The organism is Escherichia sp. E10V10 (assembly GCF_004211985.1).
Taxonomy (GTDB): domain Bacteria; phylum Pseudomonadota; class Gammaproteobacteria; order Enterobacterales; family Enterobacteriaceae; genus Escherichia.
The window spans coordinates 34,768-58,366 of the sequence record NZ_RHJO01000018.1; the positions used below are offsets into that span (position 1 = coordinate 34,768).

At 53.2% G+C, this 23,599-nt stretch carries 20 protein-coding genes; 12 read left to right on the forward strand and 8 right to left on the reverse strand.

What is annotated here, in order from left to right:
- Positions 1-207 precede the first annotated feature (207 nt).
- The 4 genes from qseE (at position 208) to glnB (ending at position 4,235) form a co-directional block, all read left to right on the forward strand.
- The gene (gene qseE, locus D9736_RS17870; protein WP_130214661.1) at positions 208-1,635 is read left to right on the forward strand and encodes a two component system sensor histidine kinase QseE/GlrK; all 1,428 of its coding nucleotides are present in this window, start codon (positions 208-210) and stop codon (positions 1,633-1,635) included.
- Positions 1,636-1,798: 163 nt separating this feature from the next.
- Complete coding sequence (gene qseG / locus D9736_RS17875) at positions 1,799-2,512, forward strand: two-component system QseEF-associated lipoprotein QseG (protein ID WP_130258859.1); 714 nt, start codon at positions 1,799-1,801, stop codon at positions 2,510-2,512.
- On the forward strand, positions 2,502-3,836 hold the full coding sequence (gene glrR, locus D9736_RS17880) for a two-component system response regulator GlrR (RefSeq protein ID WP_130258860.1): 1,335 nt from the start codon (positions 2,502-2,504) through the stop codon (positions 3,834-3,836). Before qseG ends, glrR begins: the two co-directional genes overlap by 11 nt.
- A gap of 60 nt (positions 3,837-3,896) precedes the next feature.
- Entirely contained in the window at positions 3,897-4,235 is a 339-nt protein-coding gene (glnB, locus tag D9736_RS17885) for a nitrogen regulatory protein P-II (protein WP_000717691.1), read from the forward strand.
- 43 nt (positions 4,236-4,278) lie between these two features.
- Here the strand turns inward: glnB and hmpA are convergent, their stop codons facing one another.
- A complete protein-coding gene (gene hmpA / locus D9736_RS17890) occupies positions 4,279-5,469 on the reverse strand; it encodes an NO-inducible flavohemoprotein (RefSeq protein ID WP_130258861.1) in 1,191 nt (396 codons plus the stop codon).
- Positions 5,470-5,799: 330 nt separating this feature from the next.
- Between hmpA and glyA the strand changes: the two genes are divergently transcribed.
- On the forward strand, positions 5,800-7,053 hold the full coding sequence (glyA, locus tag D9736_RS17895) for a serine hydroxymethyltransferase (RefSeq protein WP_000919159.1): 1,254 nt from the start codon (positions 5,800-5,802) through the stop codon (positions 7,051-7,053).
- 197 nt (positions 7,054-7,250) lie between these two features.
- Here the strand turns inward: glyA and D9736_RS17900 are convergent, their stop codons facing one another.
- Positions 7,251-8,444: an ROK family protein gene (locus D9736_RS17900; RefSeq protein ID WP_130258862.1), complete on the reverse strand. Its 1,194-nt coding sequence runs from the start codon at positions 8,442-8,444 to the stop codon at positions 7,251-7,253.
- Positions 8,445-8,561: 117 nt separating this feature from the next.
- Between D9736_RS17900 and D9736_RS17905 the strand changes: the two genes are divergently transcribed.
- From D9736_RS17905 to D9736_RS17930, 6 genes are all read left to right on the forward strand, one after another.
- A complete protein-coding gene (locus D9736_RS17905; protein WP_130258863.1) occupies positions 8,562-11,843 on the forward strand; it encodes a DUF5107 domain-containing protein in 3,282 nt (1,093 codons plus the stop codon).
- 96 nt (positions 11,844-11,939) lie between these two features.
- The gene (locus D9736_RS17910; RefSeq protein ID WP_130258864.1) at positions 11,940-12,923 is read left to right on the forward strand and encodes a substrate-binding domain-containing protein; all 984 of its coding nucleotides are present in this window, start codon (positions 11,940-11,942) and stop codon (positions 12,921-12,923) included.
- 22 nt (positions 12,924-12,945) lie between these two features.
- Positions 12,946-14,457, forward strand: coding sequence for a sugar ABC transporter ATP-binding protein (locus D9736_RS17915; protein WP_130222049.1), 1,512 nt, complete (start codon positions 12,946-12,948; stop codon positions 14,455-14,457).
- A 24-nt stretch (positions 14,458-14,481) separates the two neighbouring features.
- Positions 14,482-15,480 carry an ABC transporter permease gene (locus D9736_RS17920; protein ID WP_001276664.1) on the forward strand — a complete coding sequence of 333 codons (999 nt, stop codon included), beginning with the start codon at positions 14,482-14,484 and terminating at the stop codon, positions 15,478-15,480.
- A gap of 32 nt (positions 15,481-15,512) precedes the next feature.
- Entirely contained in the window at positions 15,513-16,607 is a 1,095-nt protein-coding gene (locus D9736_RS17925; protein WP_000700812.1) for a zinc-binding dehydrogenase, read from the forward strand.
- 11 nt (positions 16,608-16,618) lie between these two features.
- Positions 16,619-17,491 carry an aldose 1-epimerase gene (locus D9736_RS17930; protein WP_130258865.1) on the forward strand — a complete coding sequence of 291 codons (873 nt, stop codon included), beginning with the start codon at positions 16,619-16,621 and terminating at the stop codon, positions 17,489-17,491.
- Between the two features lie 249 nt (positions 17,492-17,740).
- Here the strand turns inward: D9736_RS17930 and D9736_RS17935 are convergent, their stop codons facing one another.
- The 6 genes from D9736_RS17935 to hcaE form a co-directional block, all read right to left on the reverse strand.
- Positions 17,741-18,163, reverse strand: coding sequence for a DoxX family protein (locus tag D9736_RS17935; RefSeq protein ID WP_001087245.1), 423 nt, complete (start codon positions 18,161-18,163; stop codon positions 17,741-17,743).
- 96 nt (positions 18,164-18,259) lie between these two features.
- The gene (gene hcaD / locus D9736_RS17940) at positions 18,260-19,462 is read right to left on the reverse strand and encodes a phenylpropionate dioxygenase ferredoxin reductase subunit (protein WP_130258866.1); all 1,203 of its coding nucleotides are present in this window, start codon (positions 19,460-19,462) and stop codon (positions 18,260-18,262) included.
- A gap of 9 nt (positions 19,463-19,471) precedes the next feature.
- Complete coding sequence (gene hcaB / locus D9736_RS17945; protein WP_130258867.1) at positions 19,472-20,284, reverse strand: 3-phenylpropionate-dihydrodiol/cinnamic acid-dihydrodiol dehydrogenase; 813 nt, start codon at positions 20,282-20,284, stop codon at positions 19,472-19,474.
- Entirely contained in the window at positions 20,281-20,601 is a 321-nt protein-coding gene (locus D9736_RS17950) for a bifunctional 3-phenylpropionate/cinnamic acid dioxygenase ferredoxin subunit (protein WP_001080102.1), read from the reverse strand. Before D9736_RS17950 ends, hcaB begins: the two co-directional genes overlap by 4 nt.
- The gene (gene hcaF, locus D9736_RS17955) at positions 20,601-21,119 is read right to left on the reverse strand and encodes a 3-phenylpropionate/cinnamic acid dioxygenase subunit beta (RefSeq protein ID WP_130222044.1); all 519 of its coding nucleotides are present in this window, start codon (positions 21,117-21,119) and stop codon (positions 20,601-20,603) included. Before hcaF ends, D9736_RS17950 begins: the two co-directional genes overlap by 1 nt.
- A complete protein-coding gene (hcaE, locus tag D9736_RS17960; RefSeq protein ID WP_130258868.1) occupies positions 21,116-22,477 on the reverse strand; it encodes a 3-phenylpropionate/cinnamic acid dioxygenase subunit alpha in 1,362 nt (453 codons plus the stop codon). Before hcaE ends, hcaF begins: the two co-directional genes overlap by 4 nt.
- 135 nt (positions 22,478-22,612) lie before the next feature.
- Here hcaE and hcaR point away from each other — a divergent pair, with 135 nt between their 5' ends.
- Positions 22,613-23,503 carry a DNA-binding transcriptional regulator HcaR gene (gene hcaR / locus D9736_RS17965; protein ID WP_130214633.1) on the forward strand — a complete coding sequence of 297 codons (891 nt, stop codon included), beginning with the start codon at positions 22,613-22,615 and terminating at the stop codon, positions 23,501-23,503.
- Positions 23,504-23,599 lie beyond the last annotated feature (96 nt).

Sequence of the window (23,599 nt, forward strand, 5' to 3'; positions counted from 1 at the left end):
GGACGTGCTACATAAAATTCGAATGACGCACAACAAGGTGCCTGCCGTCCAACTTCTGATATCAGCGTAGCTATATCAACCATCGGGCGAAACGTCGAGTTAGGCACCGCCTTATTCCACAACAAAGCCGGGTAATTCCCGGCTTTGTTGTATCTGAACTCCCCCTCGGTTAGCATCAGGCTATTCGCGTCTGACGAGAGTAACACCTTGAAACGCTGGCCCGTTTTTCCCCGTTCATTACGACAATTAGTCATGCTGGCATTCTTGCTGATTCTGCTGCCTCTGCTGGTACTGGCATGGCAAGCCTGGCAAAGCCTTAATGCGCTTAGCGATCAGGCGGCGCTGGTCAATCGCACAACGCTTATTGACGCCCGGCGCAGTGAGGCAATGACTAATGCGGCACTGGAGATGGAGCGTAGCTACCGTCAGTATTGCGTGCTGGACGACTCAACCCTGGCGAAGGTCTATCAAAGCCAGCGTAAACGTTACAGCGAAATGCTCGATGCCCACGCTGGCGTGCTGCCGGACGATAAACTTTACCAGGCATTGCGTCAGGATTTGAACAATCTTGCCCAACTCCAGTGTAACAACAGTGGGCCGGATGCGGCGGCTGCCGCGCGTCTGGAAGCTTTTGCCAATGCCAATGCCGAAATGGTACAGGCCACGCGCACCGTGGTGTTTTCACGCGGGCAGCAACTCCAGCGAGAGATAGCAGAACGCGGACAGTATTTCGGCTGGCAGTCACTGGTGTTGTTTCTGGTGAGTCTGATAATGGTGCTGCTTTTCACCCGAATGATTATTGGTCCGGTGAAAAATATCGAGCGGATGATCAACCGTCTGGGGGAAGGACGCTCACTGGGTAATAGCGTCTCGTTTAGTGGACCGAGCGAGTTACGCTCGGTAGGGCAACGTATTCTTTGGTTAAGTGAACGCCTGTCATGGCTGGAATCCCAGCGCCATCAATTTTTAAGACATTTATCTCATGAATTAAAAACGCCACTGGCGAGTATGCGCGAGGGCACTGAATTACTGGCTGACCAGGTTGTCGGGCCGCTTACGCCAGAGCAAAAAGAGGTGGTGAGCATCCTTGATAGCAGCAGCCGCAATTTGCAAAAACTGATAGAACAACTGCTTGATTACAACCGTAAACAGGCAGATGGCGCGGTGGAACTGGAGAATGTTGAGTTAGCACCGTTGGTGGAGACGGTAGTTTCCGCTCACAGTCTGCCAGCTCGGACTAAAATGATGCATACCGACGTTGATCTCAAGGCAACAGCATGCCTGGCGGAACCCATGCTACTGATGAGTGTGCTGGATAATCTTTACTCCAATGCGGTGCACTACGGGGCTGAATCCGGTAACATTTGCCTTCGCAGCAGTTTACATGGCGCACGGGTTTATATTGATGTCATCAATACAGGCACGCCCATTCCGCAAGAGGAACGCGCCATGATCTTCGAACCCTTTTTTCAGGGAAGTCACCAGCGAAAAGGGGCGGTGAAGGGGAGCGGTCTGGGATTAAGCATTGCCAGGGATTGTATTCGCCGTATGCAGGGGGAACTGTATCTGGTCGACGAGAGCGGGCAAGACGTTTGCTTCCGCATTGAATTGCCTTCGTCGAAAAACACGAAATAATGTTAAGGCCTATCCCATCAGGCTATTTTATTTGCCAGTTCGGCCCCGGGCAGTGCTCGAAATCCTCACGTACTACGTGTACGCTCCGGTTTCTCCGCGCTGTCCGTGTCCAAACTGCCTGCAACAATTACGCCCACTGGGATAGGCTCTGAGTCTGGTGAATATGCGACACATTTTTCAACGATTTTTATCCCGACGGCTGTGGCTGGCGGGGTTGCCTTGTCTGGCGCTGCTGGGCTGCGTGCAGAATCACAATAAGCCAGCCATTAATGCGCCAGTAGAAGAAAAAATCCCGGTTTATCAACTGGCTGATTATCTTCCTACTGAATGTAGCGACATCTGGGCGCTGCAAGGTAAATCAACTGAAACTAACCCGCTTTACTGGCTACGGGCGATGGATTGCGCCAACCGCTTAATGCCAGCGCAGTCGCGTCAGGAAGCGCGCAAGTATGGTGATGGCAGCTGGCAAAATACCTTTAAGCAGGGGATTTTGCTTGCCGATGCCAAAATCACGCCTTTTGAGCGCCGCCAACTGGTCGCGCGCATTGATGCGTTAAGTACTGAGATCCCGGCGCAGGTTCGCCCGTTGTATCAACTCTGGCGCGACGGACAGGCGCTGCAACTGCAACTGGCGGAAGAGCGCCAACGTTACAGTAAACTCCAGCAATCCTGCGACAGCGAACTGGACGCCCTGCGCCAGCAACATCACGTTCTACAGCAACAACTGGAACTTACCACCCGCAAGCTGGAGAACCTGACGGATATTGAACGCCAACTCTCGACTCGCAAACCGGCCGGAAATTTCCCACCGGACACGCCGCACGAGAGTGAAAAAAACGCGCCATCCACCAATGAGGTCACCCCTGATGAGCCATAAACCTGCGCATTTATTATTGGTCGATGACGATCCGGGATTACTGAAATTACTTGGCCTGCGCCTGACCAGCGAAGGCTACAGCGTGGTCACGGCAGAAAGTGGTGCCGAGGGGCTGCGGATACTGAATCGTGAAAAAGTGGATTTAGTCATCAGCGACCTGCGGATGGATGAAATGGATGGTATGCAACTGTTTGCTGAAATCCAGAAAGTGCAGCCAGGTATGCCGGTAATCATCCTCACCGCGCATGGCTCCATTCCCGATGCCGTTGCCGCGACACAGCAGGGCGTGTTTAGTTTCCTCACTAAGCCCGTCGATAAAGACGCGCTATATCAGGCAATTGACGATGCGCTGGAGCAATCTGCCCCAGCCACCGACGAACGTTGGCGCGAGGCGATTGTCACTCGCAGCCCGCTGATGCTGCGCTTGCTGGAACAGGCCCGGCTGGTGGCGCAATCAGACGTTAGCGTTTTGATTAACGGTCAGAGCGGCACCGGGAAAGAGATTTTTGCCCAGGCTATCCACAACGCCAGCCCGCGTAACAGCAAGCCGTTTATTGCCATTAACTGTGGCGCATTGCCCGAGCAGTTGCTGGAGTCGGAGCTGTTTGGTCATGCACGCGGCGCGTTTACTGGTGCCGTCAGCAATCGCGAAGGTTTATTCCAGGCGGCGGAAGGCGGTACGCTGTTTCTCGATGAGATTGGCGATATGCCTACGCCGTTACAGGTCAAATTGCTGCGCGTATTGCAGGAGCGAAAAGTCCGTCCGCTGGGCAGTAACCGCGATATTGATATCGACGTGCGGATTATTTCTGCGACCCACCGCGACTTACCAAAAGCGATGGCGCGCGGGGAATTCCGCGAAGATCTCTATTACCGCCTCAATGTCGTCAGCCTGAAAATTCCGGCACTGGCGGAGCGCACGGAAGACATTCCGCTACTGGCAAACCACTTATTGCGCCAGGCGGCAGAGCGACATAAACCGTTTGTCCGCGCGTTCTCAACCGATGCGATGAAACGCCTGATGACTGCCAGCTGGCCGGGAAATGTGCGTCAGTTGGTCAACGTGATTGAACAGTGCGTGGCGCTGACCTCATCTCCGGTGATTAGCGATGCATTAGTAGAGCAGGCGCTGGAGGGCGAAAACACGGCGCTGCCCACCTTTGTTGAGGCACGTAACCAGTTTGAACTCAATTACTTGCGCAAGTTGCTGCAAATCACCAAAGGCAACGTCACTCACGCGGCGAGAATGGCGGGGCGCAACCGGACAGAATTTTATAAACTGCTTTCCCGACACGAGCTGGATGCAAACGATTTCAAGGAATGAATCGGTGTAATGTGTTACGTTTAGCAGATCAAAAGACAGGCGACCTTTTCAAGGAATAGCATGAAAAAGATTGATGCGATTATTAAACCCTTCAAGCTGGACGATGTCCGTGAAGCACTGGCCGAAGTCGGTATTACCGGCATGACCGTGACCGAAGTGAAAGGCTTTGGCCGCCAGAAAGGCCACACTGAGCTGTATCGCGGTGCGGAATATATGGTGGATTTTCTGCCGAAGGTGAAAATTGAGATCGTCGTGCCGGACGACATTGTCGATATCTGCGTAGACACGATTATTCGTACGGCGCAAACCGGCAAAATCGGTGACGGTAAAATCTTCGTCTTCGACGTGGCACGGGTCATTCGTATCCGTACCGGCGAAGAGGACGACGCGGCGATTTAAACCGCGTCAGGGTTGCCGGATGTCTCCATCCGGCAACATCAAATCACAGCACTTTATGCGGGCCAAAGCATTCGTAATGAATGTTTTCCTGCTTCACACCCAGGTCCACTAACTGTTTCGCGGCAAACTGCATGAAGCCAACCGGACCGCAGAGATAGAACTGCATGGCCGGATCGCTGAACGCACCTTCCAGTTTGCTCAAATCCATCAGACCTTCGCTATCAAACTGACCTTTAGCGCGATCGGCTTCGCTCGGCTGGCGATACCAGGTATGCGCGGTAAAGCGCGGTAGTGCTTGCCCCAGTTCCTTAACTTCATCAGCAAAGGCGTGAACATCGCCATTTTCTGCCGCGTGGAACCAGTTTACCTGGGCGTTATGGCCTGCTTTTGCCAGCGTATCGAGCATTGCCAGCATTGGCGTTTGCCCTACACCCGCAGAGATCAGTGTTACCGGCGTGTCATCTGTCACATCCATAAAGAAATCACCCGCCGGAGCGACCAGCTTCACGACATCGCCAACGTTGGCGTGATTGTGCAGCCAGTTGGATACCTGCCCGCCATCTTCGCGTTTCACCGCAATACGATAGCCTTTGCCATCAGGTTTACGAGTCAAAGAGTACTGACGAATTTCCTGATGCGGGAAACCCTCTGGTTTCAGCCAGACGCCGAGATATTGTCCCGGACGGTATTCTGCCACTGCGCCACCGTCGACCGGCTCCAGTTCGAAGCTGGTGATCAGTGCGCTGCGCGGTGTTTTAGCCACAATGCGGAAATCGCGAGTACCTTCCCAGCCACCGGCTTTGCTGGCGTTTTCGTTATAGATCTCCGCCTCGCGATTGATAAATACATTAGCCAGTACGCCATAGGCTTTACCCCACGCGTCCAGCACTTCCTGGCCTGGGCTGAACATTTCGTCCAGCGTCGCCAACAGGTGTTCGCCGACGATGTTGTACTGTTCCGGTTTGATCTGGAAACTGGTGTGCTTCTGCGCGATTTTTTCTACCGCTGGCAGCAGCGCAGGCAAGTTTTCAATATTACTGGCGTAGGCGGCAATCGCGTTAAACAGGGCTTCACGTTGATCGCCATTACGCTGGTTACTCATGTTAAAAATTTCTTTGAGTTCTGGGTTATGAGTAAACATACGGTCGTAGAAATGGGCGGTTAACTTTGGCCCTGTTTCTACCAGTAAAGGGATGGTGGTTTTTACTGTAGCGATGGTTTGAGCGTCAAGCATATGGTCTTCCTTTTTTTGCATCTTAATTGATGTATCTCAAATGCATCTTATAAAAAATAGCCCTGCACTGTAAATGGTTCTTTTGGTGTTTTTCATCAAGAATGTGATGAAGTGAAAAATTTGCATCACAAACCTGAAAAGAAATCCGTTTCCGGTTGCAGGCCCTTTATTCTCCAAAGCCTTGCACAGCTTGAAGGTAATCGTTTGCGTAAATTCCTTTGTCAAGACCTGTTATCGCACAATGATTCGGTTATACTGTTCGCCGTTGTCCATCAGGACCGCCAAAATTAGGCGAAAAAATTTTATTGTTAGCTGAGTCAGGAGATGCGGATGTTAAAGCGTGAAATGAACATTGCCGATTATGATGCCGAACTGTGGCAGGCTATGGAGCAGGAAAAAGTACGTCAGGAAGAGCACATCGAACTGATCGCCTCCGAAAACTACACCAGCCCGCGCGTAATGCAGGCGCAGGGTTCTCAGCTGACCAATAAATATGCTGAAGGTTATCCGGGCAAGCGCTACTACGGCGGTTGCGAGTATGTTGATATTGTTGAACAACTGGCGATCGATCGTGCGAAAGAGCTGTTCGGCGCTGACTACGCTAACGTCCAGCCGCACTCCGGCTCCCAGGCTAACTTTGCGGTCTATACCGCGCTGCTGGAACCAGGCGATACCGTTCTGGGTATGAACCTGGCGCATGGCGGTCACCTGACTCACGGTTCTCCGGTTAACTTCTCCGGTAAACTGTACAACATCGTTCCTTACGGTATCGATGCAACTGGCCATATCGACTACGCAGATCTGGAAAAACAAGCCAAAGAACACAAACCGAAAATGATCATCGGTGGTTTCTCTGCATATTCCGGCGTGGTTGACTGGGCGAAAATGCGTGAAATCGCTGACAGCATCGGTGCTTACCTGTTCGTTGATATGGCGCACGTTGCGGGCCTGGTTGCTGCTGGCGTCTACCCGAACCCGGTTCCTCATGCTCACGTAGTGACTACCACCACTCACAAAACCCTGGCGGGTCCGCGCGGCGGCCTGATCCTGGCGAAAGGCGGTAGCGAAGAACTGTACAAAAAACTGAACTCTGCCGTTTTCCCTGGTGGTCAGGGCGGTCCGCTGATGCACGTTATTGCGGGTAAAGCAGTAGCGCTGAAAGAAGCGATGGAGCCTGAGTTCAAAACTTACCAGCAGCAGGTTGCTAAAAACGCTAAAGCGATGGTAGAAGTGTTCCTGGAACGCGGCTACAAAGTGGTTTCCGGCGGTACTGATAACCACCTGTTCCTGGTTGATCTGGTAGATAAAAACCTGACCGGTAAAGAAGCAGACGCAGCTCTGGGCCGTGCCAACATCACCGTCAACAAAAACAGCGTACCAAACGATCCGAAGAGCCCGTTTGTAACTTCTGGTATTCGTGTAGGTACTCCGGCGATTACGCGTCGTGGCTTCAAAGAAGCAGAAGCGAAAGAACTGGCTGGCTGGATGTGTGACGTGCTGGACAGCATCAATGATGAAGCGGTTATCGAGCGCATCAAAGGTAAAGTTCTCGACATCTGCGCACGTTACCCGGTTTACGCATAAGAGAAACGGTGATTTGCTGACAACGTGCTCGTTGTTCATGCCGGATGCGGCGTGAACGCCTTATCCGGCCTACAAAACTTTGCAAATTCAATATATTGCAATATCCGTGTAGGCCTGATAAGCGTAGCGCATCAGGCAATCTTACGTTTGTGATCGTCAAGGCTTCCTTCGGGAAGCCTTGTTACGTTATCGCGCCATCAAATCTGTCGTAACTGCGCCTCAACATACAAATAGCCAATCCCCAGCACCTGTTGTGCGCGGCTTAATTGCCCGAAGCCAATTTGCGTCGCTTTCACGCTCGGTCCTTCGTCGCGGTCAAACGGGTTAAATCCTGTCTGGCGAATAATGGTATTAAGCCAGTTCTCACCAAAGGCACAACTGCGACCGTACAACCAAATCTGATTAATATTGAGGATGTTGAGGAAGTTATACAGACTCAAACCAATGGCGTTGGCACTGCGGTCAACCCAGCTGGTGACCCACGGTTCTCCACTCTGCCAGGCAGCGATTAATTGCGCGGTAGTCAGTTTTTCTGGATCAAGTTGAGTATTGCCAGGTTGTGATTTTAGCCATACTCGAGCCTGTTTTTTTAATGCGCTTAACGAGGCGACGGTTTCCAGGCAGCCATAACGTCCACAGTCGCAGGCAACGCCATCGGGATTCACAATGGTGTGACCAATCTGCCCGCTGCCATACAAACTGCCGCGATAAATTTGTTCGTTAATCACAAACGACGAGCCAATGCCGTAATCAACGTTGATCACGCAGAAATCACGTCCCTGCGAATTATTTTGCCATTTCTCCGCCAGCGCCAGCATCACGCAGTCATTATCGACCATCACCCGAATGCCCAGCTTCTCTTCCAGCAGATACTTCACCTCAACTGGCGTTGTCCACGGCGCTTGCGGCATGGTTTGCGATACGCCGGTCACCGGATCAACCTGCCCGTGGATTGCCAGCGCCAGGTTGATGGTACGGTCCGGCCACAGTTTGCGATGACGATGCCAGCATTTTTCGATTTCGGACAGCAGTGCCTGCGGTGTCGGTGCATCAATCTGAAAATATTCAAATTCGCCTTTCGGACTTAAACAAGCGTTAGCGACCTGGCACTCAATGCTGGTGGGCGTCACGTTCAGGCACAGCGTCCAGTCACCTTCCGGCGCAATCAGCCATGTGCCGCTGCTATGCCCACGCGTCTGGCTTTCATCGTCGATATTCACCACCCGCTTTTCGTTTTCCAGTTCCTGCAAAATATTACTGACCGCCGGAATTGAAATTTGCGCCAGCCGGGCCAGCGTCGACTTGTTGGCGCGCTTTTGCCGGTACAGCAGTTCCAGAATCACGCATTTGTTATGGTGGCGGATCTGTTGATTGTTAATGCAGGCTCTCATCTTCACTAAACCTTGTTTAGTTAATTGCGTGATTATTCCGCGAAAACATTGCCAGATTGTTCAATACACTGCCACAAATCTTTTAATTCAGTATGTCTTGTTAATATTGAGGGCACCATGACTCCAGTAAAAGTGTGGCAAGAGCGCGTTGAGATCCCGACCTATGAAACCGGGCCGCAGGATATACATCCCATGTTCCTGGAAAATCGCGTTTATCAGGGATCGTCCGGCGCGGTTTATCCCTATGGCGTGACCGATACGCTGAGTGAGCAGAAAACCCTGAAATCCTGGCAGGCGGTGTGGCTGGAAAACGACTACATCAAAGTGATGATCCTGCCGGAACTGGGCGGTCGCGTGCATCGCGCATGGGATAAAGTGAAACAGCGCGATTTTGTCTATCACAATGAAGTCATTAAGCCAGCGCTGGTGGGGCTGCTGGGGCCGTGGATTTCGGGCGGGATTGAGTTTAACTGGCCACAACACCATCGCCCGACCACCTTTATGCCCGTTGATTTCACCCTCGAAGCCCATGACGACGGCGCACAGACGGTGTGGGTCGGCGAAACGGAGCCGATGCACGGTTTACAAGTGATGACTGGTTTCACACTGCGCCCTGACCGGGCGGCGCTGGAAATCGCCAGCCGCGTCTATAACGGCAACGCCACGCCGCGTCATTTCTTGTGGTGGGCCAACCCGGCAGTGAAAGGTGGTGAAGGGCATCAGAGCGTTTTCCCGCCGGATGTGACTGCGGTGTTTGATCACGGCAAACGGGCTGTTTCAGCTTTCCCTATCGCTACTGGCACTTATTATAAAGTGGACTACTCCGCCGGAGTGGACATTTCTCGCTATAAAAATGTGCCTGTTCCAACCTCATATATGGCCGAAAAATCGCAGTACGATTTTGTCGGCGCGTGGTGTCACGATGAAGATGGCGGTTTGCTGCACGTTGCCAACCACCATATTGCGCCAGGTAAAAAACAGTGGAGTTGGGGACACAGTGAATTTGGCCAGGCGTGGGATAAGAGTCTGACTGACAATAACGGCCCGTATATCGAACTGATGACCGGTATTTTTGCCGATAACCAGCCCGATTTTACCTGGCTTGATGCTTACGAAGAGAAGCGTTTCGAGCAGTATTTCCTGCCTTATCATTCTCTGGGCATGGTGCAAAATGCCTCCCGCGATGCGGTGATAAAACTCCAGCGTAGCGAGCGGGGGATTGAGTGGGGGCTGTATGCCATCTCCCCGTTGAAAGGATACCGTCTGGCGATCCGCGAAATCGGCAAATGCAACGCGTTACTCGATGATGCCGTGACCCTGATGCCAGCGACCGCCATCCAGGGCGTGTTGCACGGTATCAATCCTGACAGACTGACCATTGAACTCTCCGATGCCGACGGCAATATCGTACTGAGTTATCAGGAACATCAGCCGCAAGAGTTGCCGTTGCCGGACGTCGCCAAAGCGCCACTGGCAGCACAAGACATTACCAGTACAGATGAAGCCTGGTTTATCGGTCAGCATCTGGAGCAATATCATCACGCCAGCCGTTCACCGTTCGATTACTACCTGCGCGGCGTGGCGCTGGACCCGCTGGATTATCGCTGCAACCTGGCGCTGGCGATGCTGGAATATAACCGCGCCGATTTCCCGCAAGCGGTGGCGTATGCCAGCCAGGCGCTGAAACGCGCACATGCGCTGAACAAAAACCCGCAGTGCGGACAGGCAAGTTTGATTCGCGCCAGTGCTTACGAACGTCAGGGACAATATCAACAAGCCGAAGAGGATTTCTGGCGCGCGGTCTGGAGCGGGAACAGCAAAGCGGGTGGCTATTATGGTCTGGCACGCCTGGCGGCGCGTAATGGTAACTTCGACGCGGGTCTGGATTTTTGCCAACAAAGTCTTCGCGCCTGCCCAACCAATCAGGAAGTGCTTTGCCTGTATAACCTGCTGCTGGTGTTAAGTGGTCGTCAGGACAACGCGCGTTTGCAGCGCGAGAAACTGCTGCGTGATTATCCGCTGAACGCCACTCTGTGGTGGCTGAACTGGTTCGATGGTCGTAGCGAATCAGCCCTCGCGCAGTGGCGCGGTCTGTGTCAGGGACGCGACGTTAACGCCCTGATGACCGCCGGGCAACTGATTAACTGGGGCATGCCCGCCCTGGCGGCAGAGATGCTGAACGCACTGGACTGTCAGCGCACGCTGCCACTTTACCTGCAAGCCAGCTTGCTGCCGAAAGCCGAACGCGGCGAACTGGTCGCAAAAGCCATTGATGTCTTCCCGCAGTTTGTCCGTTTCCCGAATACGCTGGAAGAAGTGGCGGCGCTGGAGAGTCTTGAAGAGTGCTGGTTTGCCCGTCATTTACTGGCCTGCTTCTACTACAACAAGCGTAGCTACAACAAAGCCATTACTTTATGGCAGCGTTGCGTAGAGATGTCACCGGAGTTTGCCGACGGCTGGCGCGGGTTGGCGATCCATGCATGGAATAAGCAACACGATTATGAGCTGGCCGCGCGCTATCTTGATGATGCTTATCAGCTTGCGCCGCAGGATGCACGTCTGCTTTTCGAACGGGATTTGCTGGATAAGTTAACCGGAGCCACACCGGAGAAACGACTGGCGCGTCTGGAAAATAATCTGGAAATTGCGCTGAAACGCGACGACATGACCGCAGAACTGCTCAATTTGTGGCATCTCACAGGTCAGGCCGACAAAGCGGCGGATATTCTCGCTACGCGCAAATTCCACCCGTGGGAAGGCGGGGAAGGGAAGGTCACCAGTCAGTTTATCCTTAACCAATTGTTACGCGCCTGGCAGCATCTTGATGCCAGACAGCCGCAGCAGGCCAGCGAACTGCTTCATGCCGCGTTGCATTATCCGGAGAATTTAAGCGAAGGCCGTTTACCGGGGCAAACTGACAACGACATCTGGTTCTGGCAGGCGATATGCGCCAAAGCCCTGGGCGATGAAACTGAAGCGACGCGTTGTTTACGTCTGGCGGCGACTGGCGATCGCACCATTAACATCCACAGTTATTACAACGATCAGCCGGTTGATTATCTCTTCTGGCAAGGAATGGCGCTGCGACTGCTGGGCGAACAACACACCGCACAGCAACTGTTTAGTGAAATGAAACTGTGGGCGCAAGAGATGGCGAAAACCAGTATCGAAGCGGATTTCTTTGCCGTCTCGCAACCTGACTTGTTGTCGCTGTATGGCGATTTACAACAGCAGCATAAAGAAAAATGCCTGATGGTGGCGATGCTAGCGGCCGCGGGACTAGGCGAGATTGCGCAATATGAATCTGCTCGCGCTGAATTGACGGCGATTAATCCAGCCTGGCCGAAAGCGGCATTATTCACCACCGTGATGCCTTTTATTTTTAACCGCGTTCACTAAACCCTATTAACTGTAATATTTGAGCGGCACGCGCTGCCGCTCACGCTCAAATAATTAAAATAAGCCGTTGTAAATAAAAACCCTACAGGAGGCACTATGCCTAAAAAAATGAGAACAACCCGTAATCTATTATTAATGGCTACGCTATTAGGTAGCGCACTATTTGCCAACGCTGCGGATAAAGAAATGACCATTGGTGCAATATACCTTGATACCCAGGGATATTACGCTGGAGTGCGTCAGGGCGTTCAGGATGCGGCAAAAGATTCTTCAGTACAGGTACAGTTAATTGAAACTAACGCCCAGGGCGATATTTCGAAAGAAAGTACTTTTGTAGATACCCTCGTGGCGCGTAATGTCGATGCCATTATTTTATCGGCAGTGTCTGAAAATGGCAGTAGCCGTACCGTTCGTCGCGCCAGTGAAGCGGGTATTCCGGTGGTTTGCTACAACACCTGTATTAATCAAAAGGGTGTCGATAAATATGTCTCGGCATATCTGGTTGGTGACCCGCTGGAATTTGGTAAAAAACTGGGTAACGCTGCCGCCGATTATTTTATTGCCAACAAAATTGACCAGCCGAAAATTGCCGTCATCAATTGCGAAGCCTTTGAAGTTTGTGTGCAACGACGTAAAGGGTTTGAAGAAGTATTAAAAGCCCGCGTTCCCGGCGCGCAAATTGTCGCTAATCAGGAAGGGACTGTTTTAGATAAAGCGATTTCTGTCGGTGAAAAACTGATTATCTCCACGCCAGATCTCAACGCCATTATGGGGGAATCGGGCGGAGCGACACTCGGCGCGGTAAAAGCGGTACGCAATCAAAATCAGGCCGGAAAAATTGCCGTTTTCGGTTCGGACATGACCACTGAAATTGCTCAGGAGCTGGAAAACAACCAGGTGCTGAAAGCGGTAGTGGATATTTCCGGTAAGAAAATGGGCAATGCTGTTTTCGCGCAAACATTGAAGGTTATCAATAAACAAGCCGACGGTGAAAAAGTGATTCAGGTGCCAATCGATCTCTATACCAAAACTGAAGACGGTAAACAGTGGCTGGCAACGCACGTTGATGGTCTGCCCTAATAGCTGATTCGCAGAGGTCCCTATGTTCACGGCAACAGAGGCAGTCCCGGTAGCAAAAGTGGTGGCAGGAAATAAGCGTTACCCCGGCGTCGTTGCGCTGGATAACGTTAACTTCACGCTCAATAAAGGCGAAGTTCGCGCGCTGTTAGGCAAAAACGGTGCGGGAAAATCGACCCTCATTCGAATGCTTACCGGTAGCGAACGTCCGGATAGCGGTGATATCTGGATTGGCGAGACGCGACTGGAAGGCGACGAAGCTACGCTGACTCGCCGTGCCGCTGAACTGGGGGTACGCGCGGTTTATCAGGAGTTAAGTCTGGTGGAAGGGCTGACGGTGGCAGAAAACCTCTGCCTTGGTCAATGGCCTCGCCGCAACGGCATGATTGATTACCTGCAAATGGCGCAGGATGCCCAACGTTGCTTACAGGCGCTGGGCGTTGACGTTAGTCCTGAACAACTTGTTTCAACGCTAAGCCCGGCGCAAAAGCAACTGGTGGAAATTGCGCGGGTGATGAAGGGCGAGCCGCGCGTGGTCATCCTTGATGAACCCACCAGCTCGCTTGCCAGTGCGGAAGTTGAACTGGTGATCAGCGCCGTGAAAAAAATGTCGGCACTGGGCGTGGCGGTGATTTACGTCAGCCACAGGATGGAGGAAATCCGCCGTATCGCTTCCTGTGCCACCGTCATGCGCGACGGGCAGGTGGCGGGCGATGTGATGCTCGAAAACACCTCAACTCGCCATATTGTGTCGTTGATGCTCGGACGCGATCACGTTGATATTGCACCGGTTGCAGCTCAGGAGATTGCGGACCAGACCGTACTGGAAGTTCGCGCGTTACGCCACAGACCAAAACTTACGGAGATCAGTTTTTCACTGCGTCGTGGCGAAGTGCTCGGCATTGCCGGCCTGCTGGGGGCAGGGCGCAGTGAATTGCTGAAAGCGATAGTTGGGCTGGAAGCGTATGAACAGGGCGAAATTGTTATCAACGGCGAGAAAATCACGTGCCCCGATTACGGCGACATGCTGAAACGCGGCATTGGCTATACGCCAGAAAACCGCAAAGAAGCGGGGATCATTCCCTGGCTGGGCGTTGACGAAAATACAGTGCTGACCAATCGGCAAAAAATCAGCGCCAACGGCGTACTGCAATGGTCCACCATCCGCCGCCTGACCGAAGAGGTGATGCAGCGGATGACGGTCAAGGCTGCCAGTAGCGAAACACCCATCGGCACGCTTTCTGGCGGTAATCAGCAAAAAGTGGTGATCGGTCGTTGGGTCTATGCCGCCAGCCAGATTTTGTTGCTCGACGAGCCAACGCGCGGCGTCGATATCGAAGCCAAACAGCAGATTTACCGTATTGTCCGCGAGCTGGCTGCCGAAGGAAAAAGCGTGGTGTTTATCTCCAGTGAAGTGGAGGAGTTACCGCTGGTGTGCGACCGCATTCTGTTGTTACAGCACGGTACGTTCTCGCAGGAGTTTCACTCTCCGGTCAATGTGGATGAGCTGATGTCCGCCATTCTGTCTGTGCACTGATGAATTTTACCGAGGAACCTGAAGATGTCTGCTTCGTCATTACCATTGCCGCAGGGCAAGAGCGTCTCGCTCAAACAATTTGTCAGTCGCCATATTAATGAGATCGGTTTGCTGGTGGTGATTGCCATTTTGTATCTGGTCTTCTCCCTGAACGCGCCTGGCTTTATCTCATTGAATAACCAAATGAACGTGCTGCGCGATGCCGCCACCATCGGGATCGCCGCCTGGGCGATGACGCTGATTATTATCTCCGGTGAAATTGATGTCAGCGTTGGGCCGATGGTGGCTTTTGTCTCGGTGTGCCTGGCATTTTTGCTGCAATTTGAAGTTCCGCTGGCGATTGCTTGTCTGCTGGTGTTGCTGTTAGGCGCGCTGATGGGAACGCTGGCCGGGGTACTGCGCGGCGTGTTTAACGTGCCAAGTTTCGTTGCCACGCTGGGGCTGTGGAGCGCCCTGCGCGGAATGGGGCTGTTTATGACGAACGCACTGCCAGTGCCGATTGACGAAAACGAGGTACTGGACTGGCTGGGTGGACAATTTCTCGGGGTGCCGGTATCCGCGCTGATCATGATGGTGTTGTTTGCGCTGTTTGTGTTCATCAGCCGCAAAACCGCCTTCGGGCGCTCGGTTTTTGCCGTTGGCGGTAATGCTACGGCGGCACAGTTGTGCGGCATCAACGTTCGTCGGGTGCGCATTCTTATCTTTACCCTTTCGGGATTATTAGCGGCGGTGACCGGCATTTTGTTGGCGGCGCGCCTCGGTTCTGGTAACGCAGGTGCGGCAAACGGTCTGGAGTTTGACGTCATCGCCGCGGTCGTGGTCGGCGGTACGGCACTTTCCGGCGGTCGCGGTTCCCTGTTCGGTACATTGCTTGGTGTGCTGGTGATTACGCTAATCGGTAACGGTCTGGTATTGCTCGGGATTAACTCCTTTTTCCAGCAGGTGGTACGCGGCGTCATCATCGTGGTGGCGGTGCTGGCGAATATCTTGCTGACCCAGCGAAGCAGTAAAGCGAAACGCTAAACCTTAACGCCCCTGGCGCGGGTGCGGCAGGGATGAAAATTAATCGTATTGTTAATGAGGGATTTATGAAAACGATGCTGGCAGCTTATTTACCAGGAAATTCGACCGTCGATCTGCGGGAAGTTGCGGTGCCGACGCCGGGGATTAACCAGGTGCTGATCAAAATGAAATCCTCCGGGATTTGCGGAAGCGATGTCCACTATATCTACCATCAACACCGCGCCACGGCGGCGGCGCCCGATAAACCGTTATACCAGGGCTTTATCAACGGTCATGAGCCGTGCGGGCAAATTGTGGCGATGGGGCAAGGCTGTCGCCATTTTAAAGAGGGTGATCGCGTTCTGGTGTATCACATTTCTGGCTGTGGTTTTTGCCCGAACTGCCGCCGCGGCTTTCCTATCTCTTGTACTGGCAAAGGAAAAGCGGCTTACGGCTGGCAGCGTGACGGCGGTCATGCCGAATATCTGCTGGCGGAAGAAAAAGATCTGATCCTCCTGCCGGATGCGCTGAGCTACGAAGATGGTGCGTTTATCAGTTGCGGCGTTGGCACGGCCTATGAAGGGATTTTGCGCGGCGAAGTTTCCGGCAGCGATAACGTGCTGGTGGTCGGTCTGGGGCCGGTCGGCATGATGGCGATGATGCTGGCGAAAGGTCGTGGTGCAAAAAGGATCATTGGCGTTGATATGTTGCCGGAACGTCTGGCGATGGCGAAGCAGTTAGGGGTGATGGATCACGGTTATTTAGCGACGACCGAGGGCTTGCCGCAGATAATCGCTGAACTTACCCACGGCGGCGCGGATGTTGCGCTCGATTGTTCCGGTAATGCTGCGGGGCGCTTGCTGGCATTGCAATCCACCGCCGACTGGGGACGGGTGGTTTACATTGGTGAAACCGGAAAAGTGGAATTCGAGGTCAGCGCCGATCTGATGCATCATCAACGGCGGATTATTGGCTCCTGGGTGACCAGTCTGTTCCATATGGAAAAATGCGCCCACGATTTGACTGACTGGAAACTGTGGCCGCGTAACGCTATTACCCACCGCTTCACGCTGGAACAGGCAGGTGATGCCTATGCGCTGATGGCGAGCGGCAAATGCGGGAAAGTTGTGATTAACTTCCCGGATTAAGGAGTTAGCGGATGACCATCTATACCTTATCTCACGGGCCGCTAAAGCTGGATGTCTCTGACCAGGGCGGCGTAATCGAAGGCTTCTGGCGCGATACGACGCCGCTGCTACGTCCTGGTAAAAAAAGCGGTGTGGCAACCGATGCCTCTTGTTTTCCGCTGGTGCCATTTGCAAACCGGGTGAGCGGCAACCGTTTTGTCTGGCAGGGGCGTGAGTATCAACTGCAACCGAATGTTGAGTGGGATGCGCACTATCTACACGGCGATGGCTGGTTGGGCGAGTGGCAATGTGTCTCGCACAGCGATGATAGTTTGTGTCTGGTGTATGAACATCGCAGCGGTGTCTATCACTATCGGGTAAGTCAGGCGTTTCATTTAACGGCGGATACTCTGACGGTGACGCTCGCTGTCACCAATCAAGGGGCAGAGACGCTGCCATTTGGTACCGGCTGGCATCCTTATTTTCCGTTGTCGCCGCAAACGCGGATTCAGGCACAGGCGAGCGGTTACTGGCTGGAGCGGGAGCAGTGGCTGGCGGGTGAGTTTTGCGAGCAGCTACCGCAGGAACTGGATTTCAACCAGCTCGCGCCGCTGCCGCGCCAGTGGGTGAACAATGGTTTTGCCGGATGGAATGGTCAGGCCCGCATCGAGCAGCCGCTGGAGGGTTACGCCGTCATCATGGAAACGACGCCGCCTGCGCCGTGCTATTTCATCTTTGTCTCCGATCCCGCGTTTGATAAAGGGTATGCGTTTGATTTCTTCTGTCTGGAGCCGATGAGCCATGCGCCGGATGACCATCATCGCCCGGAAGGGGGTGACCTCATTGCGCTTGCACCAGGGGAATCAACAACCTCAGAGATGTCGTTGCGGGTAGAGTGGCTGTAATTTATAAAATGCCGGATAAGGCGTTCACGCCGCATCCGGCACTCGGCGCACGATGCCTGATGCGACGCTTGCCGCGTCTTATCAGGCCTACAATTGGTGTTGGAACAGTAGGCAGGATAAGGCGTTCAGGCCGCATCCGACACTTGGCGCACGATGCCTGATGCGACGCTTGCGGCGTCTTATCAGGCCTACAATCGGTGCCGGAACGGTCGGCAGGATAAGGCGTTCACGCCGCATCCGGCATCTTTCCTAACGCCGATCGAGAGAAATAGCCCCCGGCCCGGTAATTGCCAGCAGCAGGAATGCGCCAGCAATGCTGATATTCTTCCAGAAATTAATCATATTTGGCCCAACCGCATCACCAGTCATATCCCAGTAATGATGACCAATCACCGCAGTTCCCAGCGTGTAGAAAATAAACAGCACCGCCAGCGGACGGGTGAAAAAGCCAAGTATGATTAATATCGCGGCGGGTACTTCCATAATCACCGCAATAACTGCCGCCAGCATCGGCATCGGTGCGCCCAGCGAGGCCATATATTGTACCGTTCCGTCAAAGCCCATCATTTTGGGAAAACCAAAAATAATGAAAATTAAGATGACGGCGATACGGGCAATTAATAACAAAACGGGGCGGGCAGCACCAAAATCAAAATAACGTAGTGAGTTCATAACCAATCCCTTTGCAAGATAATGTGATTTAAACGTAATACACACTCTTGCACCTCGCCACGCCCCAGGCGTTGAGATATTCGCTAATTATCCTGGTTACAGTGATTTAAGGGCGATGTTCTCATCTGTCAGCCGTTTCGCATCAAACGTTTTACCGCTCTGGATCCATTTGCGGATTGGGCGAATCTCACGTCCCTGATTCAGCGTTACCGCGCCGATAAGCACACCGCTTTGCAGATTAAACCAAATCGCTTTCTGGGCTTCCGGGTTGCCACGACAAATCCAGTCATCGCCACGCATATTGCCAATAAACTGTAAGTTATCACTGTACTGATCGCTCCAGAACCACGGTGGCGGCAGTAGCGGAAGCGGTAGCCCCAGCATTGCGGCTGCGGCAATTTGCGCCTGGTTATTGGCGTTTTCCCAGCTTTCGCAGCGGTGCAGCAGACCATTATCAAGACGAGTGATTGCCACATCGCCACCGGCAAAAATGGCTGGATCGCTGGTGCGGCAAGCCTCGTCAATGACAATACCATTTACCGTATCAAGGTTGGCCTCACGTGCCAGGCGGTCGTTGGCGCTGATACCAATACCGTAAATCACTACATCGGCCTGAAGCATTTCGCCGCTTTGCAACGTCAGCTCTACTTTCTCACCATCGACCACATGCTCAATGGCATTGTTGAGCAAGACGCGCACGCCAGCCTGCTGATGGCGCTGCAAAAGATAGCGTTGCACGGGCGGCGGCGCATTGCGGCCCATGACGGTTGCTGCCAGTTCAATCACTGTCACCTTACAACCGCGCTGCGTGGCGCTGGCAGCCAGTTCCAGACCAATAGTTCCGGCACCGACAATCACTACTGACCGTTCAGCTTGTAGTGCTTCCCGTAGTCTGGCGGCATCACCGGCATGGCGCAGGGTAAAGCAGCGTTCTCCCAGTGCATCAAGTAACGGCAGTGGTCGGGCTGCCGCGCCCGTTGCTATAAAAAGCTGATCCCAGTGCCAGCTTTCGCCGTTGGCTAACACTAACTGCCGTGTGTCGCGTCCCAATGTTTTGATGGTTACGCCAGAATGCAGATGAACGTTGTTTTCCTGCCACCAGATAGCGGGTAACACGGGCTGCAAGTGCGGGGAATCCTCCAGTAACATGGTTTTCGAGAGCGGGGGGCGTTCATAAGGAAGATGTTGCTCATCGGAAAACAGGTGCAGCTCACCAGTGAATCCTTGTTGGCGTAGCGAGGCCGCAAACATTGCCGCCGCTTGCCCGCCACCGACAATAATGATCGTTTTTTCTTTCATCGTGCTTCCTTAAAGATCCAGCCCAGCCGCTACGTGGCGAATGCCGCGAATCGCTAAACCCGCATCAGCGTTGATCATCACCCCGCTTAATGCGCGATTATTGCGCCGCGATGCCAACATCACATACGGACCCGTAAAATCCGCCGGTTGCGGGAAAAATTGCAGCGGTAAAATGGCGGCAATTTTCTCTGGCGTCAGAGACTGCATTATCGAGGTTTCACTTTGCCCGAGCGCCTGTGGGCCGCGCAGGTCGCTGGCCATACCACACGGGCCGACGCCATTCACCCGCACTTTCGGTGCCAGTTCATAAGCCAGTTGGCGAATAAGTCCGGTTGCGGCATGTTTACTGGCGGTGTACAGCGGGCCACCGCCGCCAGGATACCAGGCGGCATTTGACAGTGTGAAAATCATGCTGCCTTCACTGGCGATTAACGCCGGAGCGCAGGCTTTTGCGCCCAGCAGATAACCGAGTACGTTGACGTTAAACAGTTCATGGAAGCCTGTTTCCAGCGCCTCAGCCGGGGTATTAACCAGTGAGGCATTGTGATCCCAGATGCCCGCATTGCCGATAAAACAATCCAGCTTGCCGGAACGGGTCAGGATCTGATCGACCGCGCGTTGATAATCGGCATAACAGGTCACGTTACCTTCCACCGCCAGAATATGTTCGCCAAATCGTTGACGCAGACTGGCGACCTTTGCCGCCGACAGTTCCAGCGTGGCAACCTGCGCGCCTTCCTCGATAAATCGCTCGACCAGCGCCAGGCCTAATCCCGAGCCGCCGCCGGTAATAAAAATGGATTCGTTATGCAGATCGCTCATGGCTGCGCCTCTGGTAAGTCGATGAAGATGTCACCACCTTCAACGTGTACTGGATACGTGGTTAGCGGGTCGGTGGCGGGCAGACATAACGCTTTCCCCGTTTTCAGGCAAAAACTGGCGGCGTGCAGTGGGCATTCCACCGTTGCGTCATCTTCCAGATACCCTTCTGACATCGACGCATTACCATGGCTGCAACGATCGTTAATGGCATAAAACTCGCCGCCGACGTTGAACAGGGCGATGACGGGCGAGGTATCGATCCGGAGAGCCTCACCCTCCGGCACATCCGCAACGGGACACGCATAAATTCGATTCATCAGAACAGTACACTCAGGTTATGGGAGGAGATGACCGCTTGATCCAGGACGATATCCCGTTCCAGCAAGCGCCAGTTCCCGTCTTCCAGACGGCGAACTTTGTCGAAACGCGTTCCAACATAGAACGTTTCATCGCGCTCTTTTTGAGCCCGGTAGAGCAAATAATTCACCCGCACGGCAAATACGTTTGGTATGTCGGTTTCGCTTACCTGGCAGTTGCTGATTAAGTGGCGGGTGCGTGACGGCGGTTCTTCCGCCCAGGCCATGCCCGTTTCCAGACGGGCGATTCGCCGCTCCAGCTGGTCTTTGGTGTCATTAAAAATCCAGGTTGTCGGCGGCTGGACGCCTTTGCGGCGGTCGCGTGTTTGCGCGTTAACTGTGGTGCGCATGGTGTAACGAATCTCTTCGTCGAGCTGCGCCAGCCAGTCACGAAATTTCCAGTCATCCAGTAAACTGGCTTCGTGAAAGAGAAACTGACTGATACGGTGATGTAACTCCAGCGAAACTAAGGCACTCATTTCATCACCTCCTGCTGGTAAGCGGCGGTTTTATCGAGCACGTCCTGCCAGCTTTCGCTGCTCAGGAGATCGGCCCAGCGTTGGTACATTCCACGTGCGGCCGTTTCTGAGAAGATATAGTTAGTAATACCTGGAATGCCGTCGTCGCGACGTTTTTCCTGACCGAGCCCCATCTCCAGACACAGTTTGCTGTTGCGGGCGCGGTGACCTTTCAGCAATTTCTGGATTTCACACCAGTTCTCCGAGTCATCCTGCTCGAGAAAACCAGCCGGACCAAAAGCGCGGGTGGCGCTGTTTTCAAAAGCGGCTTTAACTTCATCGGAGGCGGCTTTGTCGGTGATACAGAACGCCCACACTTCTACCTGGTCGGGGCCGCGCGGATGCCAGACGCGGAGCGTGGCAGTGCCGTTGAGCCAGGAGAGTGTCGGGAAGATGTTGTTATGACCTGCCAGGCGCAGGGCGCGAACTTCACCTAAACGTTGTTCCGCCTCGGCGTAGGTTTCGCGGTAATAGCTGGAAACTGCGCCATCAACCCAAACATTAGCATCCGGTTTTTCAGTAAAGAAGAAACCGCTGCCGTGACCGTCCTGACCAAATTGCAGCGCATCTTTGGCGGTTTCCCATACCGGGCGAGCGGTTTGTCCATCGCCGAGGCGTTTATCACTGCCATCATCTTTTGCTCCTAATACCTGAACGGCAGAAGCGTGGCTGAACAGAGCGTGATACTGGTCACTGGCGAATTGCTCCGCCGGGAATTTCCAGTTGCAGTTGATCACCCATTTCTGTACACCGCCGACAATTTCGGTGCCGCCTTCGCGACGATCCAGCATGCCATCCAGATACCAGGCAATGTCACCAAGATAATCACGCAGGCCCGGTGCAGTGGTGTCCCAGTTGCCAAAAATCAACCCCTTATAACTTTCTACGCAGGGAACTTCGTTTAATCCCCAGTGGGATTTACACAGACCTTGTGGGTAGGCGCGAGGTTCCAGCGGTACGTCGATCAATTCGCCGTTAATGCCGTAAGACCAGCCGTGATATGGGCAGGTGAAGGCGCGAGTATTGCCGCAATCGGCATAGCTCACGCGCATGGCCCGGTGGCGGCACTGGTTGAGAAACGCCTTAATGCTGCCGTCTTTCTGGCGCACCACGACAACCGCATCTTCCCCCATGTAGGTGTTAAAGAAATCACCAGGTTTTGGGATCTGGCTTTCGTGGGCGAGAAATAGCCAGCAACGACCGAAAATACGCTCAAGCTCCAGTTGGTAAATGTCCGGGTCGGTATAAATACGCGGAGTGACCCGACCATTTTGGGTGTCAATCAGTTGGTAAATGTTCAAATCTGAGGGTGTGGTCATATTTTTTAATCCTGAAAGATAAGATGTATTGACCTTCTATTTTTGTGCCATAAGGATGTTGCAGGTTGGTTGCTAATGTGTGAAATAGTTAATTTCTACCAACTGAGACGTTTTTTCGATAACAAGGGGAAGGTGATGGAACTACGGCATTTACGCTATTTCGTCGCAGTAGCTCAGGCGCTGAACTTCACTCGTGCGGCGGAAAAACTGCATACATCACAACCTTCGTTAAGCAGCCAGATCCGCGATCTCGAAAACTGTGTCGGTGTTCCGTTACTGGTGAGGGATAAGCGCAAAGTCGCGTTGACGGCGGCGGGAGAATGTTTTCTCCAGGACGCGCAGGCGATTCTCGAACAAGCGGAAAATGCCAAACAACGGGCGCGGAAAATTGTTCAGGAAGATAAGCATTTAACTATCGGTTTTGTGCCATCGGCGGAAGTGAATTTACTGCCAAAAGTATTGCCCATGTTCCGACTGAAGCAGCCAGAAACCTTGATTGAGCTGGTGAGTTTAATTACCACGGAACAGGAAGAAAAAATTCGCCGTGGTGAACTGGACGTCGGCTTAATGCGCCATCCTGTCTATAGCCCGGAGATTGATTATCTGGAACTTTTTGACGAACCATTAGTGGTGGTGTTGCCGGTTGATCATCCTTTAGCACAAGAAAAAGAGATTACCGCCGCGCAGCTTAATGGCGTTAATTTCGTCAGTACCGATCCGGCGTATTCCGGCTCGCTTGCACCGATTGTTAAAACCTGGTTTGCGCAAGAAAACAGCCAGCCAAATATTGTGCAGGTGGCAACGAATATTCTGGTGACCATGAATCTGGTGGGGATGGGGTTGGGCGTCACTTTGATACCCGGTTATATGAATAATTTTAATACCGGGCAGGTTGTTTTTCGGCCAATTGCCGGAAATGTGCCTTCCATTGCTTTACTGATGGCGTGGAAGAAAGGGGGGATGAAACCGGCGTTACGTGATTTCATCGCCATTGTGCAGGAACGTTTGGCAAGCGTAACGGCATAATTACGCATTATTTTTGCAAGATACGTCGCAGGTCGCATCTTTTTGTCATTTCCTGATATGCATGACAATCGGCGGGAAGCGGACTCGAATATTCTT

Coding starts and splice junctions, on each gene's coding strand:
- hcaE (WP_130258868.1), bottom strand. CDS start 22,477: ATGACCACACCCTCAGATTTGAACATTTACCAACTGATTGACACCCAA.
- qseG (WP_130258859.1), top strand. CDS start 1,799: ATGCGACACATTTTTCAACGATTTTTATCCCGACGGCTGTGGCTGGCG.
- D9736_RS17930 (WP_130258865.1), top strand. CDS start 16,619: ATGACCATCTATACCTTATCTCACGGGCCGCTAAAGCTGGATGTCTCT.
- hmpA (WP_130258861.1), bottom strand. CDS start 5,469: ATGCTTGACGCTCAAACCATCGCTACAGTAAAAACCACCATCCCTTTA.
- D9736_RS17950 (WP_001080102.1), bottom strand. CDS start 20,601: ATGAATCGAATTTATGCGTGTCCCGTTGCGGATGTGCCGGAGGGTGAG.
- D9736_RS17900 (WP_130258862.1), bottom strand. CDS start 8,444: ATGAGAGCCTGCATTAACAATCAACAGATCCGCCACCATAACAAATGC.
- hcaD (WP_130258866.1), bottom strand. CDS start 19,462: ATGAAAGAAAAAACGATCATTATTGTCGGTGGCGGGCAAGCGGCGGCA.
- D9736_RS17905 (WP_130258863.1), top strand. CDS start 8,562: ATGACTCCAGTAAAAGTGTGGCAAGAGCGCGTTGAGATCCCGACCTAT.
- D9736_RS17915 (WP_130222049.1), top strand. CDS start 12,946: ATGTTCACGGCAACAGAGGCAGTCCCGGTAGCAAAAGTGGTGGCAGGA.
- glyA (WP_000919159.1), top strand. CDS start 5,800: ATGTTAAAGCGTGAAATGAACATTGCCGATTATGATGCCGAACTGTGG.
- glrR (WP_130258860.1), top strand. CDS start 2,502: ATGAGCCATAAACCTGCGCATTTATTATTGGTCGATGACGATCCGGGA.
- D9736_RS17935 (WP_001087245.1), bottom strand. CDS start 18,163: ATGAACTCACTACGTTATTTTGATTTTGGTGCTGCCCGCCCCGTTTTG.
- hcaB (WP_130258867.1), bottom strand. CDS start 20,284: ATGAGCGATCTGCATAACGAATCCATTTTTATTACCGGCGGCGGCTCG.
- D9736_RS17925 (WP_000700812.1), top strand. CDS start 15,513: ATGAAAATTAATCGTATTGTTAATGAGGGATTTATGAAAACGATGCTG.
- hcaF (WP_130222044.1), bottom strand. CDS start 21,119: ATGAGTGCCTTAGTTTCGCTGGAGTTACATCACCGTATCAGTCAGTTT.
- glnB (WP_000717691.1), top strand. CDS start 3,897: ATGAAAAAGATTGATGCGATTATTAAACCCTTCAAGCTGGACGATGTC.
- D9736_RS17910 (WP_130258864.1), top strand. CDS start 11,940: ATGCCTAAAAAAATGAGAACAACCCGTAATCTATTATTAATGGCTACG.
- hcaR (WP_130214633.1), top strand. CDS start 22,613: ATGGAACTACGGCATTTACGCTATTTCGTCGCAGTAGCTCAGGCGCTG.
- D9736_RS17920 (WP_001276664.1), top strand. CDS start 14,482: ATGTCTGCTTCGTCATTACCATTGCCGCAGGGCAAGAGCGTCTCGCTC.